The sequence below is a fragment of the Hydrogenophaga sp. Root209 genome, assembly GCF_001428625.1.
Classification (GTDB): domain Bacteria; phylum Pseudomonadota; class Gammaproteobacteria; order Burkholderiales; family Burkholderiaceae_C; genus Hydrogenophaga.
Window position 1 is genome coordinate 271,168 of record NZ_LMIE01000029.1, and the last position, 23,775, is coordinate 294,942.

The 23,775-nt window shown below is 65.3% G+C and carries 28 protein-coding genes; 11 read left to right on the plus strand and 17 right to left on the minus strand.

All coding sequences use genetic code 11. The annotated features are described in order from the left end of the window. Positions 1-137 precede the first annotated feature (137 nt). The gene (gene apbC, locus ASE11_RS14770; RefSeq protein ID WP_056272918.1) at positions 138-1,229 is read right to left on the minus strand and encodes an iron-sulfur cluster carrier protein ApbC; all 1,092 of its coding nucleotides are present in this window, start codon (positions 1,227-1,229) and stop codon (positions 138-140) included. A 156-nt stretch (positions 1,230-1,385) separates the two neighbouring features. Here apbC and metG point away from each other — a divergent pair, with 156 nt between their 5' ends. Continuing rightward, on the plus strand, positions 1,386-3,440 hold the full coding sequence (gene metG, locus ASE11_RS14775) for a methionine--tRNA ligase (protein ID WP_056272921.1): 2,055 nt from the start codon (positions 1,386-1,388) through the stop codon (positions 3,438-3,440). 5 nt (positions 3,441-3,445) lie between these two features. Here metG and bamE read toward each other — a convergent pair whose 3' ends face one another. After that, the gene (bamE, locus tag ASE11_RS14780) at positions 3,446-3,964 is read right to left on the minus strand and encodes an outer membrane protein assembly factor BamE domain-containing protein (RefSeq protein ID WP_056272926.1); all 519 of its coding nucleotides are present in this window, start codon (positions 3,962-3,964) and stop codon (positions 3,446-3,448) included. 112 nt (positions 3,965-4,076) lie between these two features. On the opposite strand from bamE, the gene ASE11_RS14785 reads away from it, so the two are divergent. The 4 genes from ASE11_RS14785 (at position 4,077) to nadB (ending at position 8,480) form a co-directional block, all read left to right on the plus strand. Beyond that, the gene (locus ASE11_RS14785) at positions 4,077-5,708 is read left to right on the plus strand and encodes a SulP family inorganic anion transporter (RefSeq protein WP_056272930.1); all 1,632 of its coding nucleotides are present in this window, start codon (positions 4,077-4,079) and stop codon (positions 5,706-5,708) included. A gap of 61 nt (positions 5,709-5,769) precedes the next feature. Next, positions 5,770-5,982, plus strand: coding sequence for a DUF3460 family protein (locus tag ASE11_RS14790; RefSeq protein WP_056272933.1), 213 nt, complete (start codon positions 5,770-5,772; stop codon positions 5,980-5,982). Between the two features lie 26 nt (positions 5,983-6,008). Beyond that, positions 6,009-6,860 (plus strand): segregation and condensation protein A, encoded by an 852-nt coding sequence (locus ASE11_RS14795; protein ID WP_056272937.1) that lies wholly within the window; start codon positions 6,009-6,011, stop codon positions 6,858-6,860. A gap of 12 nt (positions 6,861-6,872) precedes the next feature. Next, complete coding sequence (nadB, locus tag ASE11_RS14800) at positions 6,873-8,480, plus strand: L-aspartate oxidase (protein WP_056272940.1); 1,608 nt, start codon at positions 6,873-6,875, stop codon at positions 8,478-8,480. A gap of 122 nt (positions 8,481-8,602) precedes the next feature. Here nadB and nadA read toward each other — a convergent pair whose 3' ends face one another. Both nadA and nadC read right to left on the minus strand, forming a co-directional pair. Further along, the gene (gene nadA / locus ASE11_RS14805) at positions 8,603-9,709 is read right to left on the minus strand and encodes a quinolinate synthase NadA (protein WP_056272944.1); all 1,107 of its coding nucleotides are present in this window, start codon (positions 9,707-9,709) and stop codon (positions 8,603-8,605) included. A 21-nt stretch (positions 9,710-9,730) separates the two neighbouring features. After that, positions 9,731-10,594, minus strand: a complete 864-nt coding sequence (gene nadC, locus ASE11_RS14810; RefSeq protein WP_056272947.1) for a carboxylating nicotinate-nucleotide diphosphorylase — start codon at positions 10,592-10,594, stop codon at positions 9,731-9,733. Positions 10,595-10,666: 72 nt separating this feature from the next. On the opposite strand from nadC, the gene panB reads away from it, so the two are divergent. Genes panB through ASE11_RS14825 form a run of 3 tightly spaced genes read left to right on the plus strand, consistent with a single transcriptional unit; the run spans position 10,667 to position 12,672 of the window. After that, positions 10,667-11,554, plus strand: a complete 888-nt coding sequence (gene panB, locus ASE11_RS14815) for a 3-methyl-2-oxobutanoate hydroxymethyltransferase (protein WP_056272951.1) — start codon at positions 10,667-10,669, stop codon at positions 11,552-11,554. Positions 11,555-11,556: 2 nt separating this feature from the next. After that, on the plus strand, positions 11,557-12,408 hold the full coding sequence (gene panC / locus ASE11_RS14820) for a pantoate--beta-alanine ligase (protein ID WP_056272954.1): 852 nt from the start codon (positions 11,557-11,559) through the stop codon (positions 12,406-12,408). An 18-nt stretch (positions 12,409-12,426) separates the two neighbouring features. Further along, positions 12,427-12,672: a DUF1272 domain-containing protein gene (locus tag ASE11_RS14825; RefSeq protein WP_056272961.1), complete on the plus strand. Its 246-nt coding sequence runs from the start codon at positions 12,427-12,429 to the stop codon at positions 12,670-12,672. 33 nt (positions 12,673-12,705) lie between these two features. Here ASE11_RS14825 and ASE11_RS14830 read toward each other — a convergent pair whose 3' ends face one another. The 4 genes from ASE11_RS14830 to ASE11_RS14845 all read right to left on the minus strand — a co-directional run bounded on the left by ASE11_RS14830 (position 12,706) and on the right by ASE11_RS14845 (position 15,022). Continuing rightward, the gene (locus ASE11_RS14830; RefSeq protein ID WP_056272965.1) at positions 12,706-13,728 is read right to left on the minus strand and encodes an NAD(P)H-dependent glycerol-3-phosphate dehydrogenase; all 1,023 of its coding nucleotides are present in this window, start codon (positions 13,726-13,728) and stop codon (positions 12,706-12,708) included. Positions 13,729-13,750: 22 nt separating this feature from the next. Next, a complete protein-coding gene (gene secB, locus ASE11_RS14835; protein WP_056272968.1) occupies positions 13,751-14,209 on the minus strand; it encodes a protein-export chaperone SecB in 459 nt (152 codons plus the stop codon). A 104-nt stretch (positions 14,210-14,313) separates the two neighbouring features. After that, positions 14,314-14,571: a glutaredoxin 3 gene (gene grxC / locus ASE11_RS14840; RefSeq protein WP_056272973.1), complete on the minus strand. Its 258-nt coding sequence runs from the start codon at positions 14,569-14,571 to the stop codon at positions 14,314-14,316. Positions 14,572-14,611: 40 nt separating this feature from the next. Further along, positions 14,612-15,022: a rhodanese-like domain-containing protein gene (locus tag ASE11_RS14845; protein ID WP_056272976.1), complete on the minus strand. Its 411-nt coding sequence runs from the start codon at positions 15,020-15,022 to the stop codon at positions 14,612-14,614. Positions 15,023-15,137: 115 nt separating this feature from the next. Between ASE11_RS14845 and gpmA the strand changes: the two genes are divergently transcribed. The 3 genes from gpmA (at position 15,138) to ASE11_RS14860 (ending at position 18,297) form a co-directional block, all read left to right on the plus strand. Further along, positions 15,138-15,881 carry a 2,3-diphosphoglycerate-dependent phosphoglycerate mutase gene (gene gpmA, locus ASE11_RS14850; protein ID WP_056272979.1) on the plus strand — a complete coding sequence of 248 codons (744 nt, stop codon included), beginning with the start codon at positions 15,138-15,140 and terminating at the stop codon, positions 15,879-15,881. A 147-nt stretch (positions 15,882-16,028) separates the two neighbouring features. Then, positions 16,029-17,510 carry a S41 family peptidase gene (locus tag ASE11_RS14855; RefSeq protein ID WP_056274227.1) on the plus strand — a complete coding sequence of 494 codons (1,482 nt, stop codon included), beginning with the start codon at positions 16,029-16,031 and terminating at the stop codon, positions 17,508-17,510. A gap of 34 nt (positions 17,511-17,544) precedes the next feature. Then, positions 17,545-18,297: a HesA/MoeB/ThiF family protein gene (locus ASE11_RS14860; RefSeq protein ID WP_056272982.1), complete on the plus strand. Its 753-nt coding sequence runs from the start codon at positions 17,545-17,547 to the stop codon at positions 18,295-18,297. A gap of 1 nt (position 18,298) precedes the next feature. Here the strand turns inward: ASE11_RS14860 and ASE11_RS14865 are convergent, their stop codons facing one another. From ASE11_RS14865 to folE, 9 genes are all read right to left on the minus strand, one after another. Continuing rightward, positions 18,299-18,763 carry a thermonuclease family protein gene (locus tag ASE11_RS14865; protein WP_235501308.1) on the minus strand — a complete coding sequence of 155 codons (465 nt, stop codon included), beginning with the start codon at positions 18,761-18,763 and terminating at the stop codon, positions 18,299-18,301. 103 nt (positions 18,764-18,866) lie between these two features. Further along, positions 18,867-19,088, minus strand: a complete 222-nt coding sequence (locus tag ASE11_RS14870; protein ID WP_056272989.1) for a hypothetical protein — start codon at positions 19,086-19,088, stop codon at positions 18,867-18,869. Beyond that, entirely contained in the window at positions 19,085-19,768 is a 684-nt protein-coding gene (locus tag ASE11_RS26160) for a preprotein translocase subunit YajC (RefSeq protein ID WP_082585760.1), read from the minus strand. The genes ASE11_RS14870 and ASE11_RS26160 overlap by 4 nt, the downstream gene beginning before the upstream one ends. Before the next feature lie 32 nt (positions 19,769-19,800). Further along, positions 19,801-20,082, minus strand: a complete 282-nt coding sequence (locus tag ASE11_RS14880; RefSeq protein WP_056272993.1) for a hypothetical protein — start codon at positions 20,080-20,082, stop codon at positions 19,801-19,803. A gap of 71 nt (positions 20,083-20,153) precedes the next feature. Next, positions 20,154-20,657: a 6,7-dimethyl-8-ribityllumazine synthase gene (locus tag ASE11_RS14885; protein WP_056274230.1), complete on the minus strand. Its 504-nt coding sequence runs from the start codon at positions 20,655-20,657 to the stop codon at positions 20,154-20,156. Between the two features lie 49 nt (positions 20,658-20,706). Next, positions 20,707-21,552, minus strand: coding sequence for a DUF429 domain-containing protein (locus tag ASE11_RS14890; RefSeq protein ID WP_056272998.1), 846 nt, complete (start codon positions 21,550-21,552; stop codon positions 20,707-20,709). Positions 21,553-21,559: 7 nt separating this feature from the next. Next, a complete protein-coding gene (locus ASE11_RS14895; protein WP_056273002.1) occupies positions 21,560-22,441 on the minus strand; it encodes a DMT family transporter in 882 nt (293 codons plus the stop codon). A gap of 134 nt (positions 22,442-22,575) precedes the next feature. Next, on the minus strand, positions 22,576-23,001 hold the full coding sequence (locus ASE11_RS14900) for a BLUF domain-containing protein (protein WP_056273005.1): 426 nt from the start codon (positions 22,999-23,001) through the stop codon (positions 22,576-22,578). 29 nt (positions 23,002-23,030) lie between these two features. Further along, complete coding sequence (gene folE, locus ASE11_RS14905; protein WP_056273008.1) at positions 23,031-23,756, minus strand: GTP cyclohydrolase I; 726 nt, start codon at positions 23,754-23,756, stop codon at positions 23,031-23,033. Between the last annotated feature and the right edge of the window lie 19 nt (positions 23,757-23,775).

The following is a 23,775-nucleotide window of genomic DNA, read 5'->3' on the forward strand; positions in this document are numbered from 1 at the left end:
CCAGGGGGTATGCGGCATCACATCGCAAACCCAACGGTCGCGCCATACTTCATTGGCAGTACTTTGAGGGGAACCCAGGCGCAAAAAAGCCGGCGATGGGCCGGCTCTTGTGGGGGAGAAACGGTCGGTTGGCCGATTCAGGTTTCCTTGGAAATCTTGATGCTTGGGAACTTGTTCGAGAAGTCCTTGGCTTTGGCCGCGATCTTGATCGCCAACTGCCGTGCCACCGATTTGTACAAGCCAGCGATCTCGCCATCGGGGTCGGCCACCACGCTGGGCATGCCGCTGTCGGCCTGCACACGGATGCTCATGTTGAGCGGCAGCGCGCCGAGGTAGTCCATGCCGTACTCGGCCGCCATGTTCTTGCCGCCGTCGGCGCCGAAGATGTGCTCCACGTGGCCGCACTTCTCGCACACGTGTACCGCCATGTTTTCCACGATGCCCAGAATGGGCACGCCCACCTTCTCGAACATCTTGATGCCCTTTCGTGCGTCGAGCAGGGCGATGTCCTGCGGCGTGGTCACGATCACCGCGCCGGTGAGCGGCACGCGCTGGCTCAGAGTGAGCTGGATGTCGCCGGTGCCCGGGGGCATGTCGACGATCAGATAGTCGAGGTCCTTCCAGTTGGTCTGGCGCAGCAGCTGCTCCAGCGCCTGCGTGGCCATGGGGCCGCGCCAGATCATGGCTTCATCGCGGTCGATCAAGAAACCGATCGAGATCACCTGCACGCCGTAGTTCTCCAGCGGCTCCATGGTCTGGCCATCAGCGCTCTCGGGCCGGCCTTCCACGCCCATCATCATGGGCTGGCTCGGGCCGTAGATGTCGGCATCCAGAATGCCGACCTTGGCGCCTTCGGCCGAGAGTGCCAGCGCCAGGTTGACCGCGGTGGTGCTCTTGCCCACCCCGCCCTTGCCCGAGGCCACGGCAATGATGTTCTTCACATTGGGCATGACCTGCACACCGCGCTGCACCGCATGCGCCGTGATCTTCATGGTCATGTTGACCGAGACGTTCTCCACGCCCGCCACCGACTTGGCCGCGGCGATCAGGGTCTTGCGAAACCCTGGCATCTGACTCTTGGCCGGATAACCCAGTTCGACATCGAAGGACACATCGCCGTCCTGCGTCTGGAGATTTTTCAGCGCCTTGCTGGTGACGAAGTCGCGTCCGGTGTTCGGATCGATGACGGCTTGCAGCGCGGTCAGGAGCGCCTGGGAATCAACGGCCATGGGGGAACTAGCTCCAGTGGGGATGGGGGTATCGGGTCTACGAACGGGCTGAAGTCTAACGCCCCACCCTGACCGGGGTCATTCACACAATCGCCATGAGGACATAGACAGGCCAACGCCCTAAAATCGCCGGTTCCCCAGAAGAAAGCCCATCCCATGAGCCAGCGACGCCTGTTCGTCACCACCGCCCTGCCCTACGCCAACGGCCACTTCCACATCGGTCACATCATGGAGTACATCCAGGCCGACATCTGGGTGCGGTTCCAACGCATGCAGGGCCATGAAGTGCACTTCGTCTGTGCCGACGACGCGCACGGCGCGCCGATCATGATCGCGGCCGACAAGGCCGGCAAGACGCCGCAGCAGTTCGTGGCCGACATCGCGGCCGGCCGCAAGCCCTACCTCGATGGCTTTCACATCGGCTTCGACAACTGGCACAGCACCGACGCGCCCGAGAACCACGAGCTCGCGCAACAGATCTACCGCGAACTCAAGGCCAACGGCCTGATCGAGACACGCACCATCGAGCAGTTCTTCGACCCCGAGAAGAACATGTTCCTGCCCGACCGCTTCATCAAGGGCGAATGCCCGAACTGCCATGCCAAAGACCAGTACGGCGACAACTGCGAGGTCTGCGGCAAGGTCTACAGCCCCACGGAGCTGATCAACCCCTACTCCGCCCTGTCTGGCGCCAAGCCGGTGCTCAAGCAATCGGAACACTTCTTTTTCAAGCTCTCCGACCCGCGCTGCCTGGCCTTCCTGGACCAGTGGACGCAAAGCGGCGCGGTGCAGCCCGAGGTGCTCAACAAGATCAGCGAGTGGATCGAACCGGGCGAAGACGGCAAACCGAAGATGGGGGACTGGGACATCAGCCGCGACGCGCCCTACTTCGGCATCGAGATCCCCGACGCACCAGGCAAATACTTCTACGTCTGGCTGGACGCGCCCGTGGGTTACCTCGCCTCGCTGAAGAACTGGTTCGGCAAGACCGGACGCGACTTCGACGCCTTCATGGCCGACCCGACCACCGAGCAGTTCCACTTCATCGGCAAGGACATCATCACCTTCCACACGCTGTTCTGGCCGGCGATGCTGCACTTCAGCGGCCGCAAGGTGCCCAATGCGGTGTTCGTGCACGGCTTCCTCACCATCAACAACGGCGAGAAGATGAGCAAGAGCCGGGGCACCGGTCTGGATCCGTTGAAATACCTGAGCCTGGGCATGAACCCGGAGTGGCTGCGCTACTACCTGGCGGCCAAGCTCAGCAGCCGCAATGAAGACGTGGACTTCAATGCCGAGGACTTCATGGCTCGGGTCAACAGCGACCTGATCGGCAAATACATCAACATCGCCTCGCGCGCGGCCGGCTTCATCGCCAAGCGCTTCGAGGGCAAGCTCGGTGAAGTCTCGGCCGATGGCGACAACCTGATCGACCACCTGCAAACCGCTGCACCCTCGATCACGGCGCTGTATGCCGAGCGCGAATACGGCAAGGCGCTGCGCGAGGTGATGCAGCTGGCCGACCGCGTGAATGCCTACGTCGACCAGAACAAGCCCTGGGAACTGGCGAAGCAGCAAGACATGGACGGGCGCCTGCACGACGTGTGCACCGCCTGCATCGAAGCCTTCCGCCTGCTCACGCTCTACCTGAAGCCGGTGCTGCCCGCGCTCGCCGTCAACGTCGAGGCCTTCCTGCAGATCGAACCCCTGCAGTTCACCGATGCGAGCCACCTGCTGGGTGCCGGGCACACCATCAACACCTACCAGCACCTCATGCAGCGCGTGGACGTGAAACAGCTCGACGCGCTGTTCGAACCGCCTCCGGCCCCGGCAGTGGCAGCCACCGTGCCCGGTGGCGAACCCATCGCCGACACCATCACCATCGACGACTTCAGCAAGATCGATCTGCGCATCGCGCAGATCGTGAACTGCGAAGCGGTGGCAGGTTCGACCAAGCTGCTGCGCCTGACGCTGGACGTCGGCGAAGGCAGGACGCGCAATGTGTTCAGCGGCATCGCCAGCGCCTACGCCCCCGAAGACCTGGTGGGCAAGCTCACAGTGATGGTGGCCAACCTGGCGCCGCGCAAGATGAAGTTCGGCGTGAGCGAAGGCATGGTGCTGGCCGCCAGCCACGCCGACGAGACCGCCGAGCCAGGCATCCACATCCTCAACCCCTGGCCAGGCGCCACGCCCGGCATGCGCATTCGCTGAGCCCGTTACCGGTTTCGGTCCAGATCCGGATCTCGGGCCGACATCGTGCGGATCACCCGCAGGTCGGGGTCAAAGACGACCGTGAATACCTTGGAGCTGTCTGCGCCGGCACCGTCGAGGTAGCGCCAGTCGTAGTGCGTCTCGCGCTTGAGCGCGTACGTGGTGATCTTCATCGGCTTGCCCAGCATACGTCGCACGTCTTCCATCGCCATGCCGGGCAACACCCGCGCAAAGTTGCGTTCGGTGAGAACCTGGCGCAGCGCGGCCATGCGGCCATCGGGGCCGATGGTGATCATGTAGTTCACATGGCCGGCGGGCTGGCGGTTGTATTCGTAGATCTGCGCGCCGTCTTCACCTTCCCACACCGCCTCGGGTGCACCAAAGCGCTCTCGCACATCGGCTTCGGTGGACACGCCCTCTTCAAGTTCACTGATGTTCTTCACGTCGCATGCCGTCAGCAACGAGGCCAGAGCCAGCAGGGTGAACAGGGATCCTCGGCGAGAGGCATCGATCAAACCACGCATGCGGACAACCTCTTCAAGGGTGAAAAATTCAGTGTAAACCCGCAGTGTTTGAGCCCCTGCCTGTCAGCTTCACAGACCGTTGCCAACGGTAACATGACCCATGTTTCAAGGAATGCCGCCCCTCGCCCCGTTCCGTCCGCGTCTGATCCAGGACCTCAAAGGCTACAACCGGGACAAGCTGGCGCGTGACGTGGGGGCCGGCGCCACCGTCGGCATCGTGGCGCTGCCGCTGGCCATGGCCTTCGCGATTGCCAGCGGCCTGCAGCCCGAAGCCGGCCTGTGGACGGCGATCATCGCGGGATTCCTGATCTCGGCGCTGGGCGGTACCTCAGTGCAGATCGGGGGACCGGCGGGCGCCTTCATCGTGATCGTCTACGGCATCGTCGAGCGCTACGGCGTGGCCAACCTCCTGATCTCCACTGCGAGCGCCGGCGTGCTGCTCTTTCTCATGGGTCTGTTCCGCCTGGGCACGCTGGTGCGCTATGTGCCGGTGACGGTGGTGATCGGCTTCACCAACGGCATCGCGGTGCTCATCGCCCTGTCCCAGGTGCGTGATCTGCTGGGGCTGGACATCGAGAAGATGCCGGCGAGCTTCTTCGGCCAGATCGACGCCATCACCGGCCACATCCACAGCCTCAATCCCTTCGCACTCGGGCTCGGTGGCCTGTGCGTGCTGGGTCTCGTGGTGTGGCCGCGGTTGTGGGCGGTCGACTCGCAGTTCCGCCGCCAGCTCGAAACCATCGAGACGGTGAGTGCGCTCAAGGCCACGTCGCGCATCCCTGGCCCGGTGGTGGCGCTGATCACGCTCTCACTGCTGGCCTGGCTGCTCAGCCTGCCGGTGGAGACGGTGGGCACCCGGTTTGGCGGCATCCCGCAGGGTGTGCCCGCCTTCGAACTGCCGGACTTTTCCTGGGAAACCGTGCGCCTGCTGGTCACGCCCACGCTCACCATCGCGCTGTTGGGCGCCATCGAATCGCTGCTGTGCGCGCGCGTGGCCGACCAGCTGGGCGACGCGCCCAAGCACGATCCCAACCAGGAACTCATGGCCCAGGGCATTGCCAACACGGTGGTGCCCTTCTTTGGTGGCATGCCGGCCACCGGCACGATCGCGCGCACGGTGACCAACATCCGCTCGGGCGCCGCCTCACCGGTGGCGGGCATGGTGCATGCCCTCACGCTGGCCGCGGTGGTGCTGCTGGCCGCGCCGCTGGCGTACCACATCCCGCTGTCCGTGCTGGCCGGGGTGCTGCTGTTCGTGGCCTGGAACATGGGCGAATGGCGCGAGTTCGCGCGGCTCAAGCACTTCAGCAACCACTACCGGTTGATGATGCTCTCCACCTTCTTCGTCACCATCGTCTTTGACCTCACGGTGGCGGTCGAGCTCGGGCTGGTGCTCGCGGTGGTGCTGTTCGTGCGCCGCCAGAGCGAGATTTTTCGCGCCGAGCCGGTGGCGCGCACCGAGCACCAGGCCACCTACAAGCTCTATGGCTCGCTGTTTTTCGGTGCCGTGGCCAAGGTCGACCCCATCGTGGCCGACGTGGAAAACGCGCCCACCCCGATCAACGTGATGCTGGACGCCAGTCACATGATCTCGCTGGACACCACCGGCCTGGACGCGCTGGAGCAACTGCACAAGGCGGTGCACAAGCGCGGCGGCCATCTGGGCATGGTGGGGCTGCACACCCAGCCGCGATCCCTGATCGTGCGCTCCGGCTTTGCGACGCGGCTCAATACTTGCGAGTGACCTGCGAGCAGCCCCAGACCGGTAAAATCGCGCCTTTCCCCCGCACCAGGCCCCGACCACCATGTCCTTCTTCGCCCGCCCGCACTACAAGTCCGACGCCACGCTGTTCATCGAGAAGCTCAAGGCCGACAAACCAGGGCTGGAGCAGTCGCAGCGTCTGGGCCGCTCGCTGTTGTGGGACAAGCAGATCGACCGCAGCTTCCAGGCCGAAGCCGAGACAGCCCGCGTGCCTCAGCAGCCCTACGTCTACCAGACCGGTTCCGATCACAACTGATCCGACGGCTCTCGCCTCACCACGACATGGGCAACGAGGTCCACACACTTGACGAGGCGCCTCAGGGCCTCGACGCGGTGCTGCCCACCGTGGTCGACCACGTGGCGCTGGCGCGGCTGTACGGCGAACCGCTGTTCGCCATGCCGCGCGACCTCTACATCCCGCCGGACGCGCTGCAGATCTTCCTGGAAGCCTTTGAAGGCCCGCTGGACCTGCTGCTCTACCTGATTCGCAAGCAGAATTTCAACATCCTCGACATCCCGATGGCGGCGGTGACCCGCCAGTACCTCACCTACGTCGATGAGATCCGCAACAGCAACCTGGAGCTGGCGGCCGAATACCTGCTGATGGCGGCCATGCTGATCGAGATCAAGTCGCGCATGCTGCTGCCGCCCAAGAAGACGGCCGAGGGTGAGGAGCCGGAAGACCCGCGCGCCGAGCTGGTGCGCCGCCTGCTTGAATACGAGCAGATGAAACTGGCCGCCCAGCGCCTGGCCGATGCCCCGCAATACGGCCGCGATTTCCTGCGCGCCCAGGTCTACGTGGAGCAGGCGTTGGCGCCACGTTTTCCCGACGTGAGCGCCATCGACCTGCAAAGCGCCTGGCGCGACATCCTCAAGCGCGCCAAGCTCGTGCAGCACCACAAGATCAGCCGCGAGGAGCTCTCGGTGCGTGAGCACATGAGCATCGTGTTGCGCCGCCTGCAGGGCCGCAAGTTCGTGGAGTTCGGCGAATTGTTCGATCCCACGAAGGGCTCTCCGGTGCTGGTCGTCACCTTCATCGCCATGCTCGAACTGGCCAAAGAGACCCTCATCGAGTTGACTCAGGCCGAGGCCTTCGCACCCATCTATGTCCGCTTGGCCTACACGCCCAGCTAGATCTTTTCATCCATGACCGACTCTCACCGCTTCGACGTCCTCATCATCGGCAGCGGCCTGGCCGGTCTGACCGCGGCACTGCACCTGTCCACCACCCACCGCGTGGCCGTGATCACCAAACGGGCCCTCCTCGATGGATCGAGCAACTGGGCCCAAGGCGGCATTGCGGCGGTGCTGGCCGAGGGTGACAGCCTGGCCTCGCACGTGGATGACACGCTGGTCGCCGGCGCGGGCCTGTGCGATCTTGAAGCCACGAAATTCACTGTGGAGAACGCGCCCGCGGCCATTGCCTGGCTGCGTGAGCTCGGTGTGCCCTTTTCGCTGGAGGCGGGCGAGCTGCACCTCACGCGCGAGGGGGGCCACAGCCACCGCCGCATCGTGCACGCGGCCGACGCCACAGGCGCTGCGGTGCAGGCCACGCTGATCGAGCGCGTGCGCAACACGCCCGCCATCCAGGTGTTTGAGCACCACATGCTGGTCGACCTGATCACCGACCACAAACTGCCCGGCCACGATCCGGCACGCCAGGTGGCCGAGCGCTGTTTCGGCGCCTACGTGCTCGACACCGTGCGTGACGAGGTCGTGACCTTCAGCGCCACTCACACCGTGCTGGCCACGGGCGGCGCGGGCAAGGTCTACCTCTACACCACCAACCCCGACACCGCCACCGGCGACGGCATCGCCGCGGGCTGGCGCGCGGGCTGCCAGGTGGGCAACATGGAGTTCATCCAGTTCCACCCAACCTGCCTCTACCACCCGCACGCCAAAAGCTTCCTGATCACCGAGGCAGTGCGTGGTGAAGGCGGCCTGCTCAAGCTGCCGCCGCACCTGGGCGGCCACCGCTTCATGCCCGACCACGACCCGCGCGCCGAACTTGCCCCGCGCGACGTGGTGGCGCGCGCGATCGACTTCGAGATGAAAAAGCACGGCCTGGACTGCGTGTACCTGGACATCTCACACCAGCCGCCCGAGTTCCTGCAAGAGCACTTTCCCAACATCCTGGCACGCTGCGCCGAGCTGGGCATCGACATCACCAAGGATCCCATTCCCGTGGTGCCGGCCGCGCACTACACCTGCGGCGGTCTGGTGACCGACCTGGGTGGCCGCACCGACATCGCCGGTCTTTACGCTGTGGGCGAAACCACCTGCACCGGCCTGCACGGCGCCAACCGCCTGGCGAGCAACTCGCTGGTGGAGTGCATGGTGTTTGCGCAAGGCGCGGTGAATGCGATTCGCTCGGCAGCCGACGCCGGCACACCCGCCATGCCACAGTGGGACGACAGCCGCGTGACCGACGCAGACGAAATGGTGGTGATCTCGCACAACTGGGACGAGCTGCGCCGATTCATGTGGGACTACGTGGGTATCGTGCGCACCAACAAACGACTGGAGCGCGCCGCGCACCGCATCGCGCTGCTGCAGGCCGAGATCCACGAGTTCTATTCGCAGTTCCACGTCACGCGCGACCTGCTGGAACTGCGCAACCTGGTGCAGGTGGCCGACCTGATCGTGATGTCGGCCATGCTGCGGCATGAGAGCCGCGGCCTGCACTTCAGCCGGGACTATCCCGAACTGCTGCCGGTCGCAAAACCGACCATCTTGGTGCCACCCGCAAGATAACGCTCCCCCCGCGCCGCGCTGCGCGCGTCACCCCCCAGGGGGCGATGCCTGCGGCCTGGCAAAGCCAGTTCCGCGGCATCCTGGACGGGAATGTCGCGCCGGAAAGGGCGTTTCCAAGTGGTTCAGGCGGCGCCGATGTTGGGCACCAGCGCACCCGGGTCGTTGCCCAGGCGCTGCGCGCCGGTAAATGCCAGCATGCGGTCGATCGGGAGCCGAGCGCGCGGAATCAGTGCCGGGTCAACGTGAATCTCGTTCAGGCCCTTTTCCAGAATCTGCGCCACACCGGCCAGCCCGTTCATCGCCATCCAGGGGCAGTGTGCGCAGCTCTTGCAGGTGGCGCTGTTGCCGGCAGTCGGGGCTTCGATGAACACCTTGCCCGGGTTCTGCTGGCGCAGCATGTGCATCATCCCGTTGTCGGTGGCGACGATGAATTCGGGTGCGTCCATTTCGCGCGCCGCTTTCAGGATGGCCGAGGTGGAACCCACCGAGTCGGCCAGCGCGATCACGTCGGCCGGGCTCTCCGGGTGCACCAGCACCTTGGCTTGCGGGTGTTCCTTCATCAGCGCCTGCAGCTCGAAGGCCTTGAACTCGTCGTGCACGATGCACGCGCCGCCCCACATCACCATGTCGGCGCCGGTCTCGCGCTGTATGTAACCACCCAGGTGTTTGTCGGGTGCCCACAGGATCTTGTGGCCCTTGTCCTTCAAGGCGCTCACGATGTCGAGCGCGCAGCTGGACGTGACCAACCAGTCGGAGCGTGCCTTCACCGCCGCGCTGGTGTTGGCGTACACCACCACCGTGCGGTCCGGGTGGGCATCGCAGAACGCGCTGAACTCATCGATGGGGCAGCCCAGGTCGAGTGAGCAGTTGGCGTCGAGGTCGGGCATGAGCACGGTCTTCTCCGGGCTCAGGATCTTGGCGGTCTCGCCCATGAAGCGCACACCCGAGACGATCAAGGTCTGCGCCGCGTGGTCGCGACCGAAGCGCGCCATCTCCAGCGAGTCGCTCACGATGCCCCCGGTCTCGATGGCCAGGTCCTGCAGGTCCGGGTGCACGTAGTAGTGCGACACCATCACCGCATTGCGCTCCTTCAGCAGGCGGCGGATCTTGTCCTTCAGTTCGGCCCGCTGCTTGGGACCCGGCTCCACCGGTACACGCGCCCAGGCGTGCTGCGTGGGGCAGGCGGGTTGTTCGTACTCAACGTCGATGACACTGGCTTCGGTGCTCATGGGGGGGTCCTTGGCTGGGCGTCAGAGCGCCGCGAATCGCATGGAGAAATCAACCGCCTTCACATCCTTGGTGAGGGCGCCAATGGAGATGCGGTCCACGCCGGTTTCGGCCAGCGCGCGCACGGTCTGCAGGTTCACACCACCGGAGATCTCCAGCACCGCACGGCCCGCGTTGCGCCGCACCGCCTCCTGCAAGGTGGGGATGTCCATGTTGTCCAGCAAGACCATGGTGGCGCCGCTGGTCAGCGCCTCGTCGAGCTGGGCCAGGGTTTCCACCTCGATCTCCACAAATCGCGCCTGGGGCGTGGTTTCGCGCACCCGCTGCAGCACCTGCGCCACGCCGCCGGCCGCGGCAATGTGGTTTTCCTTGATCAGCACCGCGTCATACAGGCCGATGCGGTGGTTCACACCCCCACCGGTCTTGACGGCGTATTTCTGCGCCAGCCGCAGCCCCGGCAAAGTCTTGCGCGTGTCCACGATCTGCGCGCGTGTGCCCGCCACCGCGTCCACGAACACCGCGGTCTTGGTGGCCACGGCCGAGAGCAATTGCAAAAAGTTGAGCGCCGTGCGCTCGGCGGTGAGCAGCGACTGCGCCCGGCCTTCAATGGTGAGCACGGCCTGGTCGGGCGCGCAGCGCTGGCCTTCGATCACGTGCCAGGTGAGCCGGGCCTGCGGGTCCAGCGCCAGCACGGCGGCCTCTACCCACGGTGCGCCGCAAATCACCGCCGGCTCGCGCGCCAGAATACGCGCGCGCGCAGGCTTGGTGGCGTCCACCAGTGCGGCGGTCAGATCACCCCCGCCCACGTCTTCAGCGAGGGCCAGCGCCACATCGCGCCGAGCCAGTTCATGCAGGTCTTCGGGGGTGAATTCAGAGAGGTGTTTCATGGGTCGCAAGCATACCGGGATGGTCTATAGTCCCGCATTCTCACCCACCCCTGAAACACGCGGGAATCACGAATGAGCACCCCCACCCCGACTGCGCCCATGGCCACGCCCTATGGCACGCTGCCCACCGCCTCGCCCCTGCCCCAGCGCAAACCGGTGAGCCTGCCGCGCCTGAACGAGTTGCGCGAGCGTGGCGAGAAGATCACCATGCTCACCGCCTACGACGCGACCTTCGCCGCCGTGGCCGATGCGGCCGGCGTGGAGTGCATCCTGGTGGGCGACTCGTTGGGCATGGTCTGCCAGGGCCTTGCCAGCACCGCAGGCGTGACACTGGAGACCATGGCCTACCACGTGGAAAGCGTGGCGCGCGGTTTGCGCCGCGTGCAGGCCACGGCCTGGCTGCTGGGCGACCTGCCCTTCGGCAGTTACCACGAATCCAAAGAGCAGGCCATGCGCAGCGCGGCCCAACTGGTACATGCGGGCGCGCACATGGTCAAGCTCGAAGGTGGCGGCTGGACGGCCGAGACCGTGCGCTTCCTGGTCGAGCGCGGCATTCCGGTGTGTGCGCACCTGGGTTTGACACCACAGACAGTGCATGCGCTCGGCGGCTACCGCGTGCAGGGCCGCGGCGACGCGGCGGCTCTGGTGCTCAAGCGCCACGCGCTCGAACTGCAAGACGCCGGCGCCACCATGGTCGTGCTGGAAATGGTGCCCGCGGCCCTGTCGGCCGAGATCACCCGCCAGCTCCCGACCTGCCACACCATCGGCATCGGCGCGGGCCAGGGCACGGCCGGCCAGGTGCTGGTGATGCACGACATGCTGGGCGTCAACCTGGGCAAGAACCCCAAGTTCGTGCGCAACTTCATGGAGGGCGCCGGCAGCGTGCGCGACGCCATGGCCGCGTACGTAGCCGCCGTGAAGGACGGCAGCTTCCCAGACGACGCCCTGCACGCCTGGTGACCATGAAAATCGTCCACACCCTCGACGACCTGCGCAGCACGCTGCGTCCCTTCAACAGCCCCGCCCTGGTGCCCACCATGGGCAACCTGCACGCAGGCCACCTCGATCTGGTGCGCACCGCCAAGCCCCTGGGCGATGTGACCGTGGCCAGCATCTTCGTCAACCGGTTGCAGTTCGCGCCCCACGAAGATTTCGACACCTACCCGCGCACCTTGCAGGCCGATTGCGACAAGCTCGCCGCCGCGGGTTGTGATGTGGTGTTTGCGCCGTCAGAAAAAGAGATGTATCCCGAGCCGCAGGGCTTCAAGGTGCAGCCGCCCGCCGAGCTGGCCGACATCCTGGAGGGCCATTTCCGCCCCGGCTTTTTCACCGGTGTGTGCACCGTGGTGATGAAGCTGTTCCAGAGTGTGTTGTCCGAGGCCAAGGGTGAGCGCTTTGCCATCTTCGGGCAGAAGGACTACCAGCAGCAGATGGTGATCCGGCGCATGGTGAAGCAGTTTGCGCTGCCCATCACCATCGTCTGCGGTGACACCCAACGTGCCCCCGATGGCCTGGCCCTGAGCTCGCGCAACGGATACCTCAGCGAGAGCGAGCGGGCCGAGGCGGTGCAGCTCTCGCTCGCGCTGCGCGCGCTGGGCCGCGATGCGCTGGCGGCCGCCGACGGCCTGGTGCGTCAACTCCCCGCGCTGGAAGAACGCGCCATGAAAGACCTGGCCGCGCGCGGCTGGCAGCCCGACTACCTGACCGTGCGCCGCCGGGTCGATCTGCTTGCGCCGCAAGCGGGTGATCCACTCGTGGTGCTGGGCGCGGCGCGCCTGGGCAAGACCCGGCTCATCGACAACTTCGAAATCTGACCCCCGGAGAGTCCCGCCATGCTTCAGCTGCGTCCGAACTGCGAATGCTGCAACCGCGATCTGCCCAACGAATCGCTGGACGCACGCATCTGCACCTTTGAATGCACCTTCTGCAGCGAATGCGCGGAAACGAAGTTGAACAACACCTGTCCGAACTGCAGCGGAGAGTTGGTGCGCCGCCCGCGCCGACCGGCTGCTGCGCTGGCTCGCAACCCTGCATCGACAGAGCGGGTGTTCAACTCGTCGGGTTGCATGCCCCGGTGAGCCGACGTCGGGCCAGGCGCCTGGCCCGGTCTTTCAGAGCAGTTCGTCCTTGGGGTCACGCCCCATCAACATGGCCACCGCCTGTGTCGGCAGCAGACCACCGTCCAGCAGGGCCACCACCGCGTCGGTGATGGGCATGTCCACACCCAGTGACCGTGCGCGCTGCGCCACCGTACGAGCGCTGTAAACGCCTTCGGCCACATGGCCCAGCGAGTCCACCGCCTGCTGCAGGTTCATGCCCTGCGCGAGCAACTGGCCCACCTTGCGGTTGCGCGAGAGGTCGCCGGTGGCCGTGAGCACCAGATCGCCCAGGCCCGAGAGCCCCATGAATGTCTCGGCCCTCGCACCCAACGCCAGCCCCAGACGCGTCATTTCGGTCAGGCCACGGGTGATGAGCGCCGCACGCGCATTCATGCCAAGGCCCAGGCCGTCGCACAGGCCGGTGGCGATCGCGAGCACGTTCTTCACCGCGCCGCCCACCTCCACACCCACGATGTCGTCGTTGGCGTACACGCGCAGGGTGGGACTGTGAAACGCGGCCACGAGCGTGTCGCGCACGCTGGCGTGTTCGCTGGCCGCCACCAGGGCAGTGGGTTGTCCGCGCGCCACTTCCAGAGCAAAGCTCGGACCACTCAACACGCCCGCCAGCAGCTGGGGTGCCACCTGAGTGCGAACCTCGTGCCCCATCAAACCGATCGAATGAGCGGCATCCAGAGGAGCTTCGAAACCTTTGCACAGCCACGCCACCGGGACGCTCTGGCTGGCCAGCAACGTCAGCATGGCACGAAGGCCGGCCATGGGCGTTCCGACGATCACGAGGTCGGCATCTGCCAGCGCGGTTGCACCACCATGCAGCGGGCCCGTGGCGATCTGCAACGCCTGCGGCACCGACACCCCGCTCAGGTAGCGGCGGTTCTCTCGGTGCTGTTTCAGGTCGGCGGCTTGTTGCGCGTCTCGCGCCCAGAGCGTCACGCGCCGCGACTCACCTGCTTGCGTGGCCGCGCTGATGGCCAGTGCAGTGCCCCAGGCGCCCGCTCCGAGCACGACGATGTTCATCGGGCTGGTGCCGGGCAAGGCCTTATTGCGTGACGATGCGGGGAGCGTCGGCGGCGGCCTGCGCCTGCTGCTGCTCGTACATGGCCTGGAAGTTGATCTCGGCCAGGTGCACGGGCGGGAACCCACCGCGCTGGATGATGTCGGCCACGTTGCTGCGCAGGTAGGGGTAGACGATCTGCGGGCAGGCGATGCCCATGATCGGACCCATCTGCTCCTGCGGCAGATTGCGGATCTCGAAGATGCCGGCCTGCTTGGCCTCGACCAGGAACACGGTGCGGTCCTTGATTTTGGTCGTCACGGTGGCGGTCACGCAGACTTCGAACACACCGTCGGCCGCCGGGCTGGCTTCCACGCCGAGCTGGATGTCCACCGTGGGCTGCTCCTGCTCAAGCAGGATGGCGGGCGAATTGGGTTGCTCAAGCGACGCTTCCTTGAGGTAGACGCGCTGGATCTGGAAGGTGGGTTCCTGGTTTTCTGCCATGGTGTTGTCTCGAAGAATGCGTTGAAAAAACAAACCCGCCGGAGGATCGTTCCCGCGGCGGGCACAAGGCGAATTATGTCAGCCCGACAAGGCGACTCGATGACTCAGGCTTGCAGCATGGGCACCAGCCCACCGCGCCCATCGAGCGCGTGCAGATCGTCGCAACCACCCACGTGCTGCTCGCCAATGAAGATTTGCGGCACGCTGGTGCGGCCAGTGACGGCTCTCATCTGAGCGCGCAGTTCAGGTTGTCCGTCGACGAACACCTCTTCCAGATCGGCCACGCCATGCTTTTGCAACAGCGCCTTGGCGGCGCTGCAATAAGGGCAATAGGCGCTGGTGAACATCTTGACTTTGGCCATGCGAACTCTCCTGTCGGTACGAAAAACGAAGCCCAAATGATCAGGTTTTTTGCACCGGCAAGCTGGCAGCGCGCCAGGCGCCCATGCCGCCCGTCAGGGATTGCGCATTCTCGTAGCCCAGTTTCTTGGCCGTGGCCACGGCCCGGTTCGCCTTTGACCCATTGGGGCAGACCAGGATCAGGTGCATGGCCTTGTTCTTGACGGTGCCGGGCAGCTTGGCCTCCAGCTCCGACAGCGGCACGTTTTTGGCACCGATCACGTGGCCTGCGGCAAATTCGGCGGGCTCGCTCACATCCACCACCACCGCCTTGTCGCGGTTCATGAGCTGCACGGCCTCCACCGTGGTGAGCGAGCCGGCACGCGCGCCCGCAGAGACCATGGGCCACAGCAGCATGGCACCCGACGAGAACGCCACGGCCAGCAAAATCCAGTTATCGATGAAGAAACTCACGAGGACACCTTTCGAGTAAGCCCGCGATTTTAGAATGTCGGGCTGCACTGTGCCAAAGTGATCCACAGTGCAGCCGTATTTCACTGCTCCCTTGCCCCAACGCCACCTCTTCCCCATGCACAAACTCGTCCTGATTCGCCATGGCGAATCCACCTGGAACCTGGAAAACCGCTTCACCGGCTGGACCGACGTCGACCTCACCCCCACCGGCCTGGAGCAAGCCAAAGCCGCTGGTCGGTTGCTCAAGGCCGAGGGTTACGACTTCGATCTGGCCTATACCAGCGTCCTCAAACGCGCCACCCGCACCCTGTGGCACGTGCTCGACGAGATGGACCGTACCTGGCTGCCAGTGGTGCACAGCTGGCGCCTCAATGAACGCCACTACGGCGCCCTGCAGGGACTGAACAAGGCCGACATGGCCAAGCAGTACGGTGATGAGCAGGTGCTGATCTGGCGCCGCAGCTACGACACGCCGCCGCCGGCGCTGGAGGTGGGCGATCCGCGCAGCGAGCGCGGCGACCGCCGCTACGCACGCCTCAATCCCCAGGACATACCCCTCACCGAGTGCCTCAAAGACACCGTGGCGCGCGTGCTGCCGTTCTGGAACGAAGCCATGGCACCTGCGATCAAGTCGGGCAAACGCGTGGTCGTGGCCGCCCATGGCAACAGCATCCGCGCGCTGGTGAAGTACCTCGACGGCATTGGCGACAACGACATCGTGGGCGTCAACATCCCCAACGGCATCCCGTTGGTCTACGAACTCGACGCCGACCTCAAACCGATCAAAAGTTACTACCTGGGCGACGCCGAGGCAGCGGCCCGCGCCGCGGCAGCGGTGGCAGCGCAAGGCAAGGCCTGACAACCGGCGATCGGGACAGTCCGCGCCTCGGGCCGGGCATTGGGGAACCGAACCGATTCTCCGTGCTCATAGGTGTATATTGACCCGCCGTCGGGTCAAGTGGTCCGACATGGGCGTCATTACTGAGGTAATTCAATGGCAAAACAGGTGAGTCACAAGCTGAAAATTGCAGGCTGGGTGGCCATTGGTGCGGTCGCGGGCGCACTGACCACGGTCCAATTGCAGGCAGTGGCCCGCGGTACGCTGGCGCCGCTGCCGCTCGAAGAGCTGCAGCAGCTCGCAGCCGTGTTCGGCATGGTCAAGACCGACTATGTGGAGACGGTGGACGAGAAGAAGCTGATCAACGAGGCGATCACCGGCATGGTGGCCAGCCTGGACCCGCATTCCCAGTACTTCGACAAGAAGTCGTTCAAGGAATTCCGCGAAGGCACCAGCGGCCGTTTCGTGGGTGTGGGCATCGAGATCACCATGGAAGACGGTCTGGTCAAGGTGGTTTCACCCATCGAAGATTCGCCCGCCTTCCGTGCCGGTCTCAAAACCAACGACCTGATCACCAAGATCGACGACACCAACGTCAAAGGCCTGTCGATCAACGATGCGGTCAAGCTCATGCGCGGCGAGCCCAGGACCAAGGTGTTGCTGACCATCTTCCGCAAGGACGAGGACCGTACCTTCCCCGTGACCATCACCCGCGAAGAGATCAAGACCCAGAGCGTGAAGTCGCGCGTGGTGGAGCCGGGCTACGCCTGGGTTCGTGTGTCGCAGTTCCAGGAACGCACCATCGAAGACTTCGCCCGCAAGGTGGAAGACCTGTACAAGACCGAGCCCAACCTAAAGGGCCTGGTGCTGGACCTGCGCAACGACCCAGGTGGTCTGCTCGATGCCGCCGTGGCCCTGTCGGCCGCCTTCCTGCCGGAAAACGTGACCGTGGTCTCCACCAACGGCCAGCTTGAAGACAGCAAGTTCATCTACAAGGCCATTCCGCAGCACTACCTGCGCCGCGGCGGCAACGACCCCATCAAGCGCCTGACCGACAACACCAAAGGCGCCTTGAAGCGCGTGCCCCTGGTGGTGATCGTCAACGAAGGCTCGGCTTCGGCCAGCGAGATCGTGGCCGGTGCCCTGCAGGACCACAAACGCGGCACCATCATTGGCAGCCAGACCTTTGGCAAGGGGTCGGTGCAGACCGTGCGCCCGCTCGGTCCGGACACCGGTCTGAAGCTGACCACGGCGCGCTACTACACGCCGATGGGCACCTCCATCCAGGGCAAGGGCATCGTGCCCGACGTGCTGGTGGACGAAACGCTGGAAGGCAACGTGTTCGCCGCGCTGCGCACTCGAGAAGCCGATCTGGCGAACAGCCTGACCAACGGCAAGGACCCCAAGGCCGCGGCGGTACCGATGACAGACGCCATGCGTGCGGCCGAGCAGCAGCGCAGTGAAGACCGCGAGCTGGCACGCAAGCGACTCGAAGAGGAAGCCCGAAAGAATCCGGGCCAGCGTCTCGTGCCTGAGTTCGGCACCGACAAAGATTTCCAGCTCATGCAGGCCATCAACCAGCTCAAGGGTCGTCCGGTCATGGTGAGCAAGAGCCAGACTGTGCGCACCGAAGAGAAAAAAGAAAACTGAGGACACAGCGGGCTGACAGCCCGCTGTGACGCTTTTGGACGACGCACAGCTTCTGCGCTATTCGCGCCACATCCTGCTCAACGAACTCGGCGTCGAGGGCCAGGAAGCCTTGCTGGCTTCCCACGCGCTCATCATCGGCGCGGGTGGCCTGGGGTCACCTGTCGCGCTGTACCTGGGCAGCGCTGGCGTGGGCCGCATCACGGTGGTGGACCACGACGTGGTCGACGAGACCAACCTGCAGCGCCAGATTGCGCACAACCTGGCGCGCGTGGGCCGCCCCAAGGCCGAGTCCATCGTGGAAGCCATCGCCGCCATCAACCCCGACGTGCGGGTCATACCCATCGTGCAGCGGGCCGACGCGGACTTGCTGAGCGAACTGATTGCCCAAGCCGACGTTGTGCTCGACTGCACAGACAACTTTGTCACGCGCCACGCCATCAACCGCGCGTGCGTGAAACACCGCAAGCCGCTGGTCTCGGGCGCGGCAATCCGCATGGACGGGCAGCTCAGCGTGTTCGACGCGCGCAGCCCGGACAACCCCTGCTACGCATGCGTATTTCCCGAATCGGCAGACTTGGAGGAAACCCGCTGCGCGACCATGGGCGTGTTCGCGCCGCTGGTGGGCATCGTGGGGACCATGCAGGCGGCCGAGGCGCTGAAACTGCTCACCGGCCTGGGCTCGCGCCTCACCGGCAAACTGCTCATGCTCGACGGGCGCGACCTCGCCTTCACCGAGATCACGTTGCCACAGAACCCGCAGTGCGCGGTGTGCGGCCACCCTCACTGATTCAGCCGCGCGATGGCATCGGGCACGGCCCGTGGCGCTTGCGGAAATCACGCGGCAGCTCGGGTGCAGCCTCTGCGAACAAGCCCCGACCACGCTCTTTTGCGGCGGCCTCCTCGGCAGAAAACGGCCCCAGGCTGCGCCGCCAGCGGTACGACCAAGCCTGACCATTGCCCACCAGCCAGGCGGCGACATCATCGCCCTGGTGCACAACGCGTGCAATGCCCCGACCATAGTCATCCTGGCTGCGCACGCGCACCTCGACAACCTGGTTCAGCACGCGTCGGGCCAGCACCTCGCGCGACGCCTCTCCGCCACGCTGGCAGATTTCGGGGGCGTCGATGCCATCGAGGCGCAGCTTGCGGTAACGCCCACCCTGCAGCGGTTTGACCCAAAGTGTGTCACCGTCAAACACGCGGCTGACGCGCGCGCTGTACACCTCGTCCGCCCGCTCCTGAGCGTGGGCCATGCCGCCCAAGACGCAAGCGCCAGCGAGTGCAAACCGGCACATCCCGCGCAATGTCATGCGACAAACCGGCGCAGCATGGACGACGAACCGGATGCGAAGTGCCTCAGCCTTTTTTGCCACCCATGACGAGCAGCAATCCTCCGATGACGATGGCGCCAACGCCAGCCCACACCGGCACGTTGACAGTTTCCTTTTCTTTCACCGTCAGTTCCAGAGGGCCGAGCTTCACGGCCTCGGTTTCCTTGGTGTAGCTGAAGCTGCCGTACACGAGGGCGATGGCGCCCGCCGCGATGAGAAGGATGCCGATCAGTTTGGTCGAGTTCATGATTGTTCCGTTCTTGATGTCTGCGCTTGCGTCGGTGATCCAGGAGCGGCCTCGACGAAGCGCTGGAGCGATGATGCATCAATTGCAAGCGAGACTGCCCCACTCAGCCGTTCATGGCCTCGGACGCGATCAGGCCAGCACCCAGCCCTCCCGCAGCACCACCGGCGCCTGCGCCACCACCTCCCCCCCCCTCCACCGCCGCCGGCACCACCCCGGCCACCGCCGCCCTCGCCTTCACCACGGCCCGTGCGTGTGGAACGCCCCGGCCCCGAGACCGGCAGCACCAGCGTGTCAGGAATCGGATCCAGCCCAAGCTGGCGGCGCAGGTCGGAGCGCAGTTCCTCCACCAGCGGCTGGTAGTCGGGCGACTCGCCGCGCCGCATGGCACGCGCACAAGACGCTGCCAGCTCCACCTGCGGCAGGGAGCCGAACAGCACGATCTCGGCCAGTGTTTCTTCCATCTGCGATGCGTTCTCCACCGTGGCTGGCGAGAACGACCCAGCCAATGCGCGGTAAGCCGCCACCAGCGATTTGAGGCGCTCGGTTTCCTGGCGGTTTTCCCGCTGACGCCGCTGCTGCACGCGCTGCATCACGACGATGCGGATGGCGAGCAGCACCAGCGCAATGACCAGCGAGGCGAACAGGGTGAGAGACAAGGGGCCGAAGCTGGCGAGGTTCATGGTGCCGATGATTGTGCGCGCTGAGTCCGGCTTCAACGGCTCAGGCCGGATCTCGTGATCTGCCGAGGGCTCACGGTCACCGTGCCCTCGCCCCAGTGCAGGGCATCACTGTCCTTCAAGTCGCGGCGGAACTCACCGCTGTACGTGCTGCCCGCGGCGGCTTGAGCCACTAGCTGGGCGCTGGGTCCGTCCGGTGCGATCAGGATGGGCAATGCATAGATGCCTGCGGCGAAGCCCACGAGCAAGACCAGCGCGTGCGACGCCATGAGCATCAGCATGCGGCGGCGAAAAGCGGGGCGGGCGGTGTCGGACATGGAAGGACTCCTTCAACGAGACCCTGGTTCGTCTGGCGGCGGGCGAAAGCCTTACAGCCGACGGGCCGCTTTCAGGACAGCAACAAGGCGTCCAGACGCCGCAGCCCGGCCACGGTCTGCAGACAGGCCTGTGCGGCCTCGGTGCCTTTCACGGCGAAGTGGCGCATGAAGTAGCGGCGGTGTTCCACGTGCTCGTGGAAATGGTGCGGCGCCTGCACCGCCGAGATCACCGGCACGCCGGTGTCCAGCTGCACGTCCATCAGCGCCTGCACCACGGTCTGCGCCACGAAATCATGGCGGTAGGTACCGCCGTCCACCACCAGCGCGCTGCCCACCACCGCGGCGTAGCGACCCGAGCGCGCCAGACGCTGCGCGTGCAGCGGAATTTCAAACGCGCCGGGCACGTCGAACACGTCGATGGCATCGGCCTGAAAACCACCGCGCGCCATTTCTTCAAAAAACGCATCACGGGCCTGGTGCACGATGTCGGCGTGCCAAGAAGCTTCGACGAAAGCAAAGCGCAGACTGGCGGGCAGTTCGGGCAGCGTGGGGAGTTCGGCCGGGGTGGTGTTCATGGTGTGGAATGTGGCAAGGGGGCTCACGGCCATTGTAGGTATCGGGGTGTCAGGCGGTCACGATCCAGCCTTCCAGCGGATCGAACTCGGGCAGGCCCCAGCGCGGGTGGCCCGCGGCGTGCTGCGCATGCGCCCAGGCGGCTTGCAGCAGGCAGAGCACGGCGTCCAGGCTGTCACCGCTGGCATCGTCGGCCAATTGATCGCGCTGGGCGTGCGTGAGCTTCAGGCGCAGGCCACCAGCCAGCAGCAGCGGTGCCTGGCCGTTTTCCAGTGCGTTGATCAGCGTTTTGCGAGCGATCAGCCGATCAGGTGTCTGCTTGACCTTGTCATCACTCTTGTACGACGTGGCACCGAGCACGCTGCGCGCCAGCAGGCCGGGGTAGGCCTCCAGGCCCACGCGCGAGCCATCGCCCGGCTGCAGACCCGGCAAGGTGAGGCCCGCAGCCATGAGGCGCGGCACGCCCGCGTGCAGCATGAAGGCCACCGGCGGATTGACCCACTTCATGCTGGGGCTTGAACCCGCCGGGCCGTCGGTGGCACGGTGGGCGAACTTGCCCCCCACCGGGCGTGCGTTGCAAAAACCGGCAAACGACGCGCGGATCGATTCCCGGCTGAGGCCGGCGTAGTGCGCCATGCAGGCGGCCCAGTCGGTGGGCCAGCCCAAGGTGGTCACCAGCTCACGCGGCAATCCAAAGGGCAGGTCAAAGCCGCCCACCCAGGTACCGTGTGCTGACAGGCGCGCCAGCCAGCCATCGAGCGTCTCGAAGCGCTCGATGCCACTCAAGACCACGCGGTTGCGCTCCGTCCGGCCGACCGCCAGCACGATCGGTTTGCGTCGGCTCGGCGCGCTGGTGAAATCGCAGCCCAGCAAGACTGGCGAAGGTGAAGTCGTCATGCCGCGATCATCCCAGCGCGAGCGCCATCACGCCGGCGGCGATCAACATGGCCCCGAGCAAGCGCGCGAACCGGTCGCCTTCGCCGAGCAACTGCCCGCCGATGAGCGCGGCAAACAACATCGACACCTCGCGCGCGGGCGCCACGTGCGACAACGGCGCCTGTTGCATGGCGAAGAGCACCAGCACATAAGCCACCGGGCTGACCACCGCCACGAGCAACGCGTAGCGCCATTGCGTGTGCCACAGCTGGCGGGCGGTGGGCAGGTCGCGCAGCACGCTGGGCGCCAGCAGCGCCACGCGCACGAAATTGCCCATGTAGTCCACCAGGATGGGCGACATCAACACCACCTTGACCGCATAGCCGTCGACCACCGTGTAGGCCGCTATGAAAACACCCGTGACCACGCCGTACACCGTGCCCTTGTGCACGCGCTTGCGTGCCACCGGGTCGTGCGCCGCGCGCAGCAGGCCGGGCCCGCCGGCAATGAGGAACACGCCTCCCACCACGCCGGCAATGCCCGCCACGCCGAGGGCGGAGATCTGCTCACCCAGCAGCACGATGGCGATCAGCGAGGACAACAACGGCCCCGTGCCGCGCGCCATGGGGTAGACCACCGTGAGATCGGACTTGCGGTAGCCGCGCAGCAGGATCACGTAGTAGAAGACGTGGAGCACACCGCTGGCCAGCACCAGCGCCCACTCGATGGTGCCCCAACCGGCCACCACATCACGCCCGACCCACCAGCCCAGCGGCGCCCACACCAGCATCATGAGAAAGGCGCTGAAGAAGGCGAAGCGCGCGTCGCCCCCAGCCTTCTTGGCGGCGATGTTCCAGCAGGCGTGGATCAGGCCCGCGAGAACGATCAGACCCAGTGCTGTCAGCGACATGCAGCGTCAGGATGAGCGAGAGCCCAGGGGCACCAAGGGTCCGGCTCTGCCGGCCCAAGGTGTCGTCCCCCCGCCAAGCGCCGCAGGCGCGCCAGAGTGGGGGGAAGCCGCGCAGCGGCGCAGGGGGGATATCTTCAAGCCCGGCCGATGATGCTCGCGGTTGCCATCAGCTCTTCGAGCAGGGCGAGGGACACCTTGCCCGAGACCAGGTACGGATCGAACTCGGGCTTCTCCGAGTACTTCAGCACGATGGAGGTGTTGAGCTTGGACAGGTTGACCTGACCCATGGTCCAGCCCCCGAAGCGGCGCTCGGTGATCTCTTCATAGTGCAGCAGCTCCACGCCCGAGTGGCGCGGGTCGGCCACGATGTGGCTGTAGAGCGTGTTGACCGCGCTGCGGCCGCCTTCGATGGCTTGCAGGAACACGCCGCCGCCATAGCACAGCACACCGGTGATGCCGTAGCCCATGTTGTGCGAACGCGCGGATTCCAGAATGGACTCGATGACGCGGGGGGAGTCTTTGTCGACAGCGCGGCTGACGTAGAGGAGGCGGACAAGCATGGCGGTCTTCTTCTGGATGAGCGGTGAATTCAGCGAGGGATGAGCGAGAGGAATTCGCGCCGCAGGTTGGGGTCTTTGAGGAACACGCCGCGCATGACCGAGTTGATCATCTTGCTGTCCATGTCCTTCACACCGCGCCAGGCCATGCAGTAGTGGCTGGCCTCCATCACGATGGCCAGGCCGTCGGGCTGAGTCTTCTCCTGGATCAGGTCGGCCAGCTGCACCACGGCTTCTTCCTGGATCTGCGGGCGGCCCATGATCCACTCGGCCAGCCGCGCGTACTTGGACAGCCCGATCACGTTGGTGTGCTCGTTGGGCATCACCCCGATCCAGATGCGGCCAATCACCGGACAGAAATGGTGGCTGCAGGCACTGCGCACGGTGATGGGGCCCACGATCATCAGTTCGTTGAGGTGTTCGGCGTTCGGAAACTCGGTCACCGCCGGACCCTTGACGTAACGGCCGTTGAACACTTCCTTGATGTACATCTTGGCCACGCGGCGCGCGGTGTCGCCGGTGTTGTGGTCGTTGTCGAGGTCGATGACCATGCTGTCGAGCACGCCCTTCATCTTCTCGGCCACCTCGTCGAGCAACAGGTCGAGTTCACCAGGCCGGATGAATTCGGCGATGTTGTCGTTCGAGTGAAAGCGCTGGCGAGCCGCCTTCACACGCTCGCGGATCTTGACGGAGACGGGTGTTCCGTGGTCGTCGTCGGGGACGGCTGGGGTCATGGCGGAGTCGGATTTCATGAGCATGGGGCATGCTATCACCCGC

Coding starts and splice junctions, on each gene's coding strand:
- ASE11_RS14790 (WP_056272933.1), top strand. CDS start 5,770: ATGTCCTTCTTCGCCCGCCCGCACTACAAGTCCGACGCCACGCTGTTC.
- ASE11_RS14830 (WP_056272965.1), bottom strand. CDS start 13,728: ATGAACATCGTCGTGCTCGGAGCGGGCGCCTGGGGCACTGCACTGGCC.
- folE (WP_056273008.1), bottom strand. CDS start 23,756: ATGCTCATGAAATCCGACTCCGCCATGACCCCAGCCGTCCCCGACGAC.
- grxC (WP_056272973.1), bottom strand. CDS start 14,571: ATGGCCAAAGTCAAGATGTTCACCAGCGCCTATTGCCCTTATTGCAGC.
- ASE11_RS14885 (WP_056274230.1), bottom strand. CDS start 20,657: ATGAACACCACCCCGGCCGAACTCCCCACGCTGCCCGAACTGCCCGCC.
- ASE11_RS14865 (WP_235501308.1), bottom strand. CDS start 18,763: ATGGCCCACGCTCAGGAGCGGGCGGACGAGGTGTACAGCGCGCGCGTC.
- gpmA (WP_056272979.1), top strand. CDS start 15,138: ATGCACAAACTCGTCCTGATTCGCCATGGCGAATCCACCTGGAACCTG.
- ASE11_RS14890 (WP_056272998.1), bottom strand. CDS start 21,552: ATGACGACTTCACCTTCGCCAGTCTTGCTGGGCTGCGATTTCACCAGC.
- apbC (WP_056272918.1), bottom strand. CDS start 1,229: ATGGCCGTTGATTCCCAGGCGCTCCTGACCGCGCTGCAAGCCGTCATC.
- nadA (WP_056272944.1), bottom strand. CDS start 9,709: ATGAGCACCGAAGCCAGTGTCATCGACGTTGAGTACGAACAACCCGCC.
- ASE11_RS14825 (WP_056272961.1), top strand. CDS start 12,427: ATGCTTCAGCTGCGTCCGAACTGCGAATGCTGCAACCGCGATCTGCCC.
- ASE11_RS14900 (WP_056273005.1), bottom strand. CDS start 23,001: ATGCTTGTCCGCCTCCTCTACGTCAGCCGCGCTGTCGACAAAGACTCC.
- nadC (WP_056272947.1), bottom strand. CDS start 10,594: ATGAAACACCTCTCTGAATTCACCCCCGAAGACCTGCATGAACTGGCT.
- panC (WP_056272954.1), top strand. CDS start 11,557: ATGAAAATCGTCCACACCCTCGACGACCTGCGCAGCACGCTGCGTCCC.
- secB (WP_056272968.1), bottom strand. CDS start 14,209: ATGGCAGAAAACCAGGAACCCACCTTCCAGATCCAGCGCGTCTACCTC.
- ASE11_RS14795 (WP_056272937.1), top strand. CDS start 6,009: ATGGGCAACGAGGTCCACACACTTGACGAGGCGCCTCAGGGCCTCGAC.
- ASE11_RS14870 (WP_056272989.1), bottom strand. CDS start 19,088: ATGAACTCGACCAAACTGATCGGCATCCTTCTCATCGCGGCGGGCGCC.
- ASE11_RS14785 (WP_056272930.1), top strand. CDS start 4,077: ATGCCGCCCCTCGCCCCGTTCCGTCCGCGTCTGATCCAGGACCTCAAA.
- ASE11_RS14880 (WP_056272993.1), bottom strand. CDS start 20,082: ATGTCCGACACCGCCCGCCCCGCTTTTCGCCGCCGCATGCTGATGCTC.
- nadB (WP_056272940.1), top strand. CDS start 6,873: ATGACCGACTCTCACCGCTTCGACGTCCTCATCATCGGCAGCGGCCTG.
- panB (WP_056272951.1), top strand. CDS start 10,667: ATGAGCACCCCCACCCCGACTGCGCCCATGGCCACGCCCTATGGCACG.
- metG (WP_056272921.1), top strand. CDS start 1,386: ATGAGCCAGCGACGCCTGTTCGTCACCACCGCCCTGCCCTACGCCAAC.
- bamE (WP_056272926.1), bottom strand. CDS start 3,964: ATGCGTGGTTTGATCGATGCCTCTCGCCGAGGATCCCTGTTCACCCTG.
- ASE11_RS26160 (WP_082585760.1), bottom strand. CDS start 19,768: ATGAACCTCGCCAGCTTCGGCCCCTTGTCTCTCACCCTGTTCGCCTCG.
- ASE11_RS14895 (WP_056273002.1), bottom strand. CDS start 22,441: ATGTCGCTGACAGCACTGGGTCTGATCGTTCTCGCGGGCCTGATCCAC.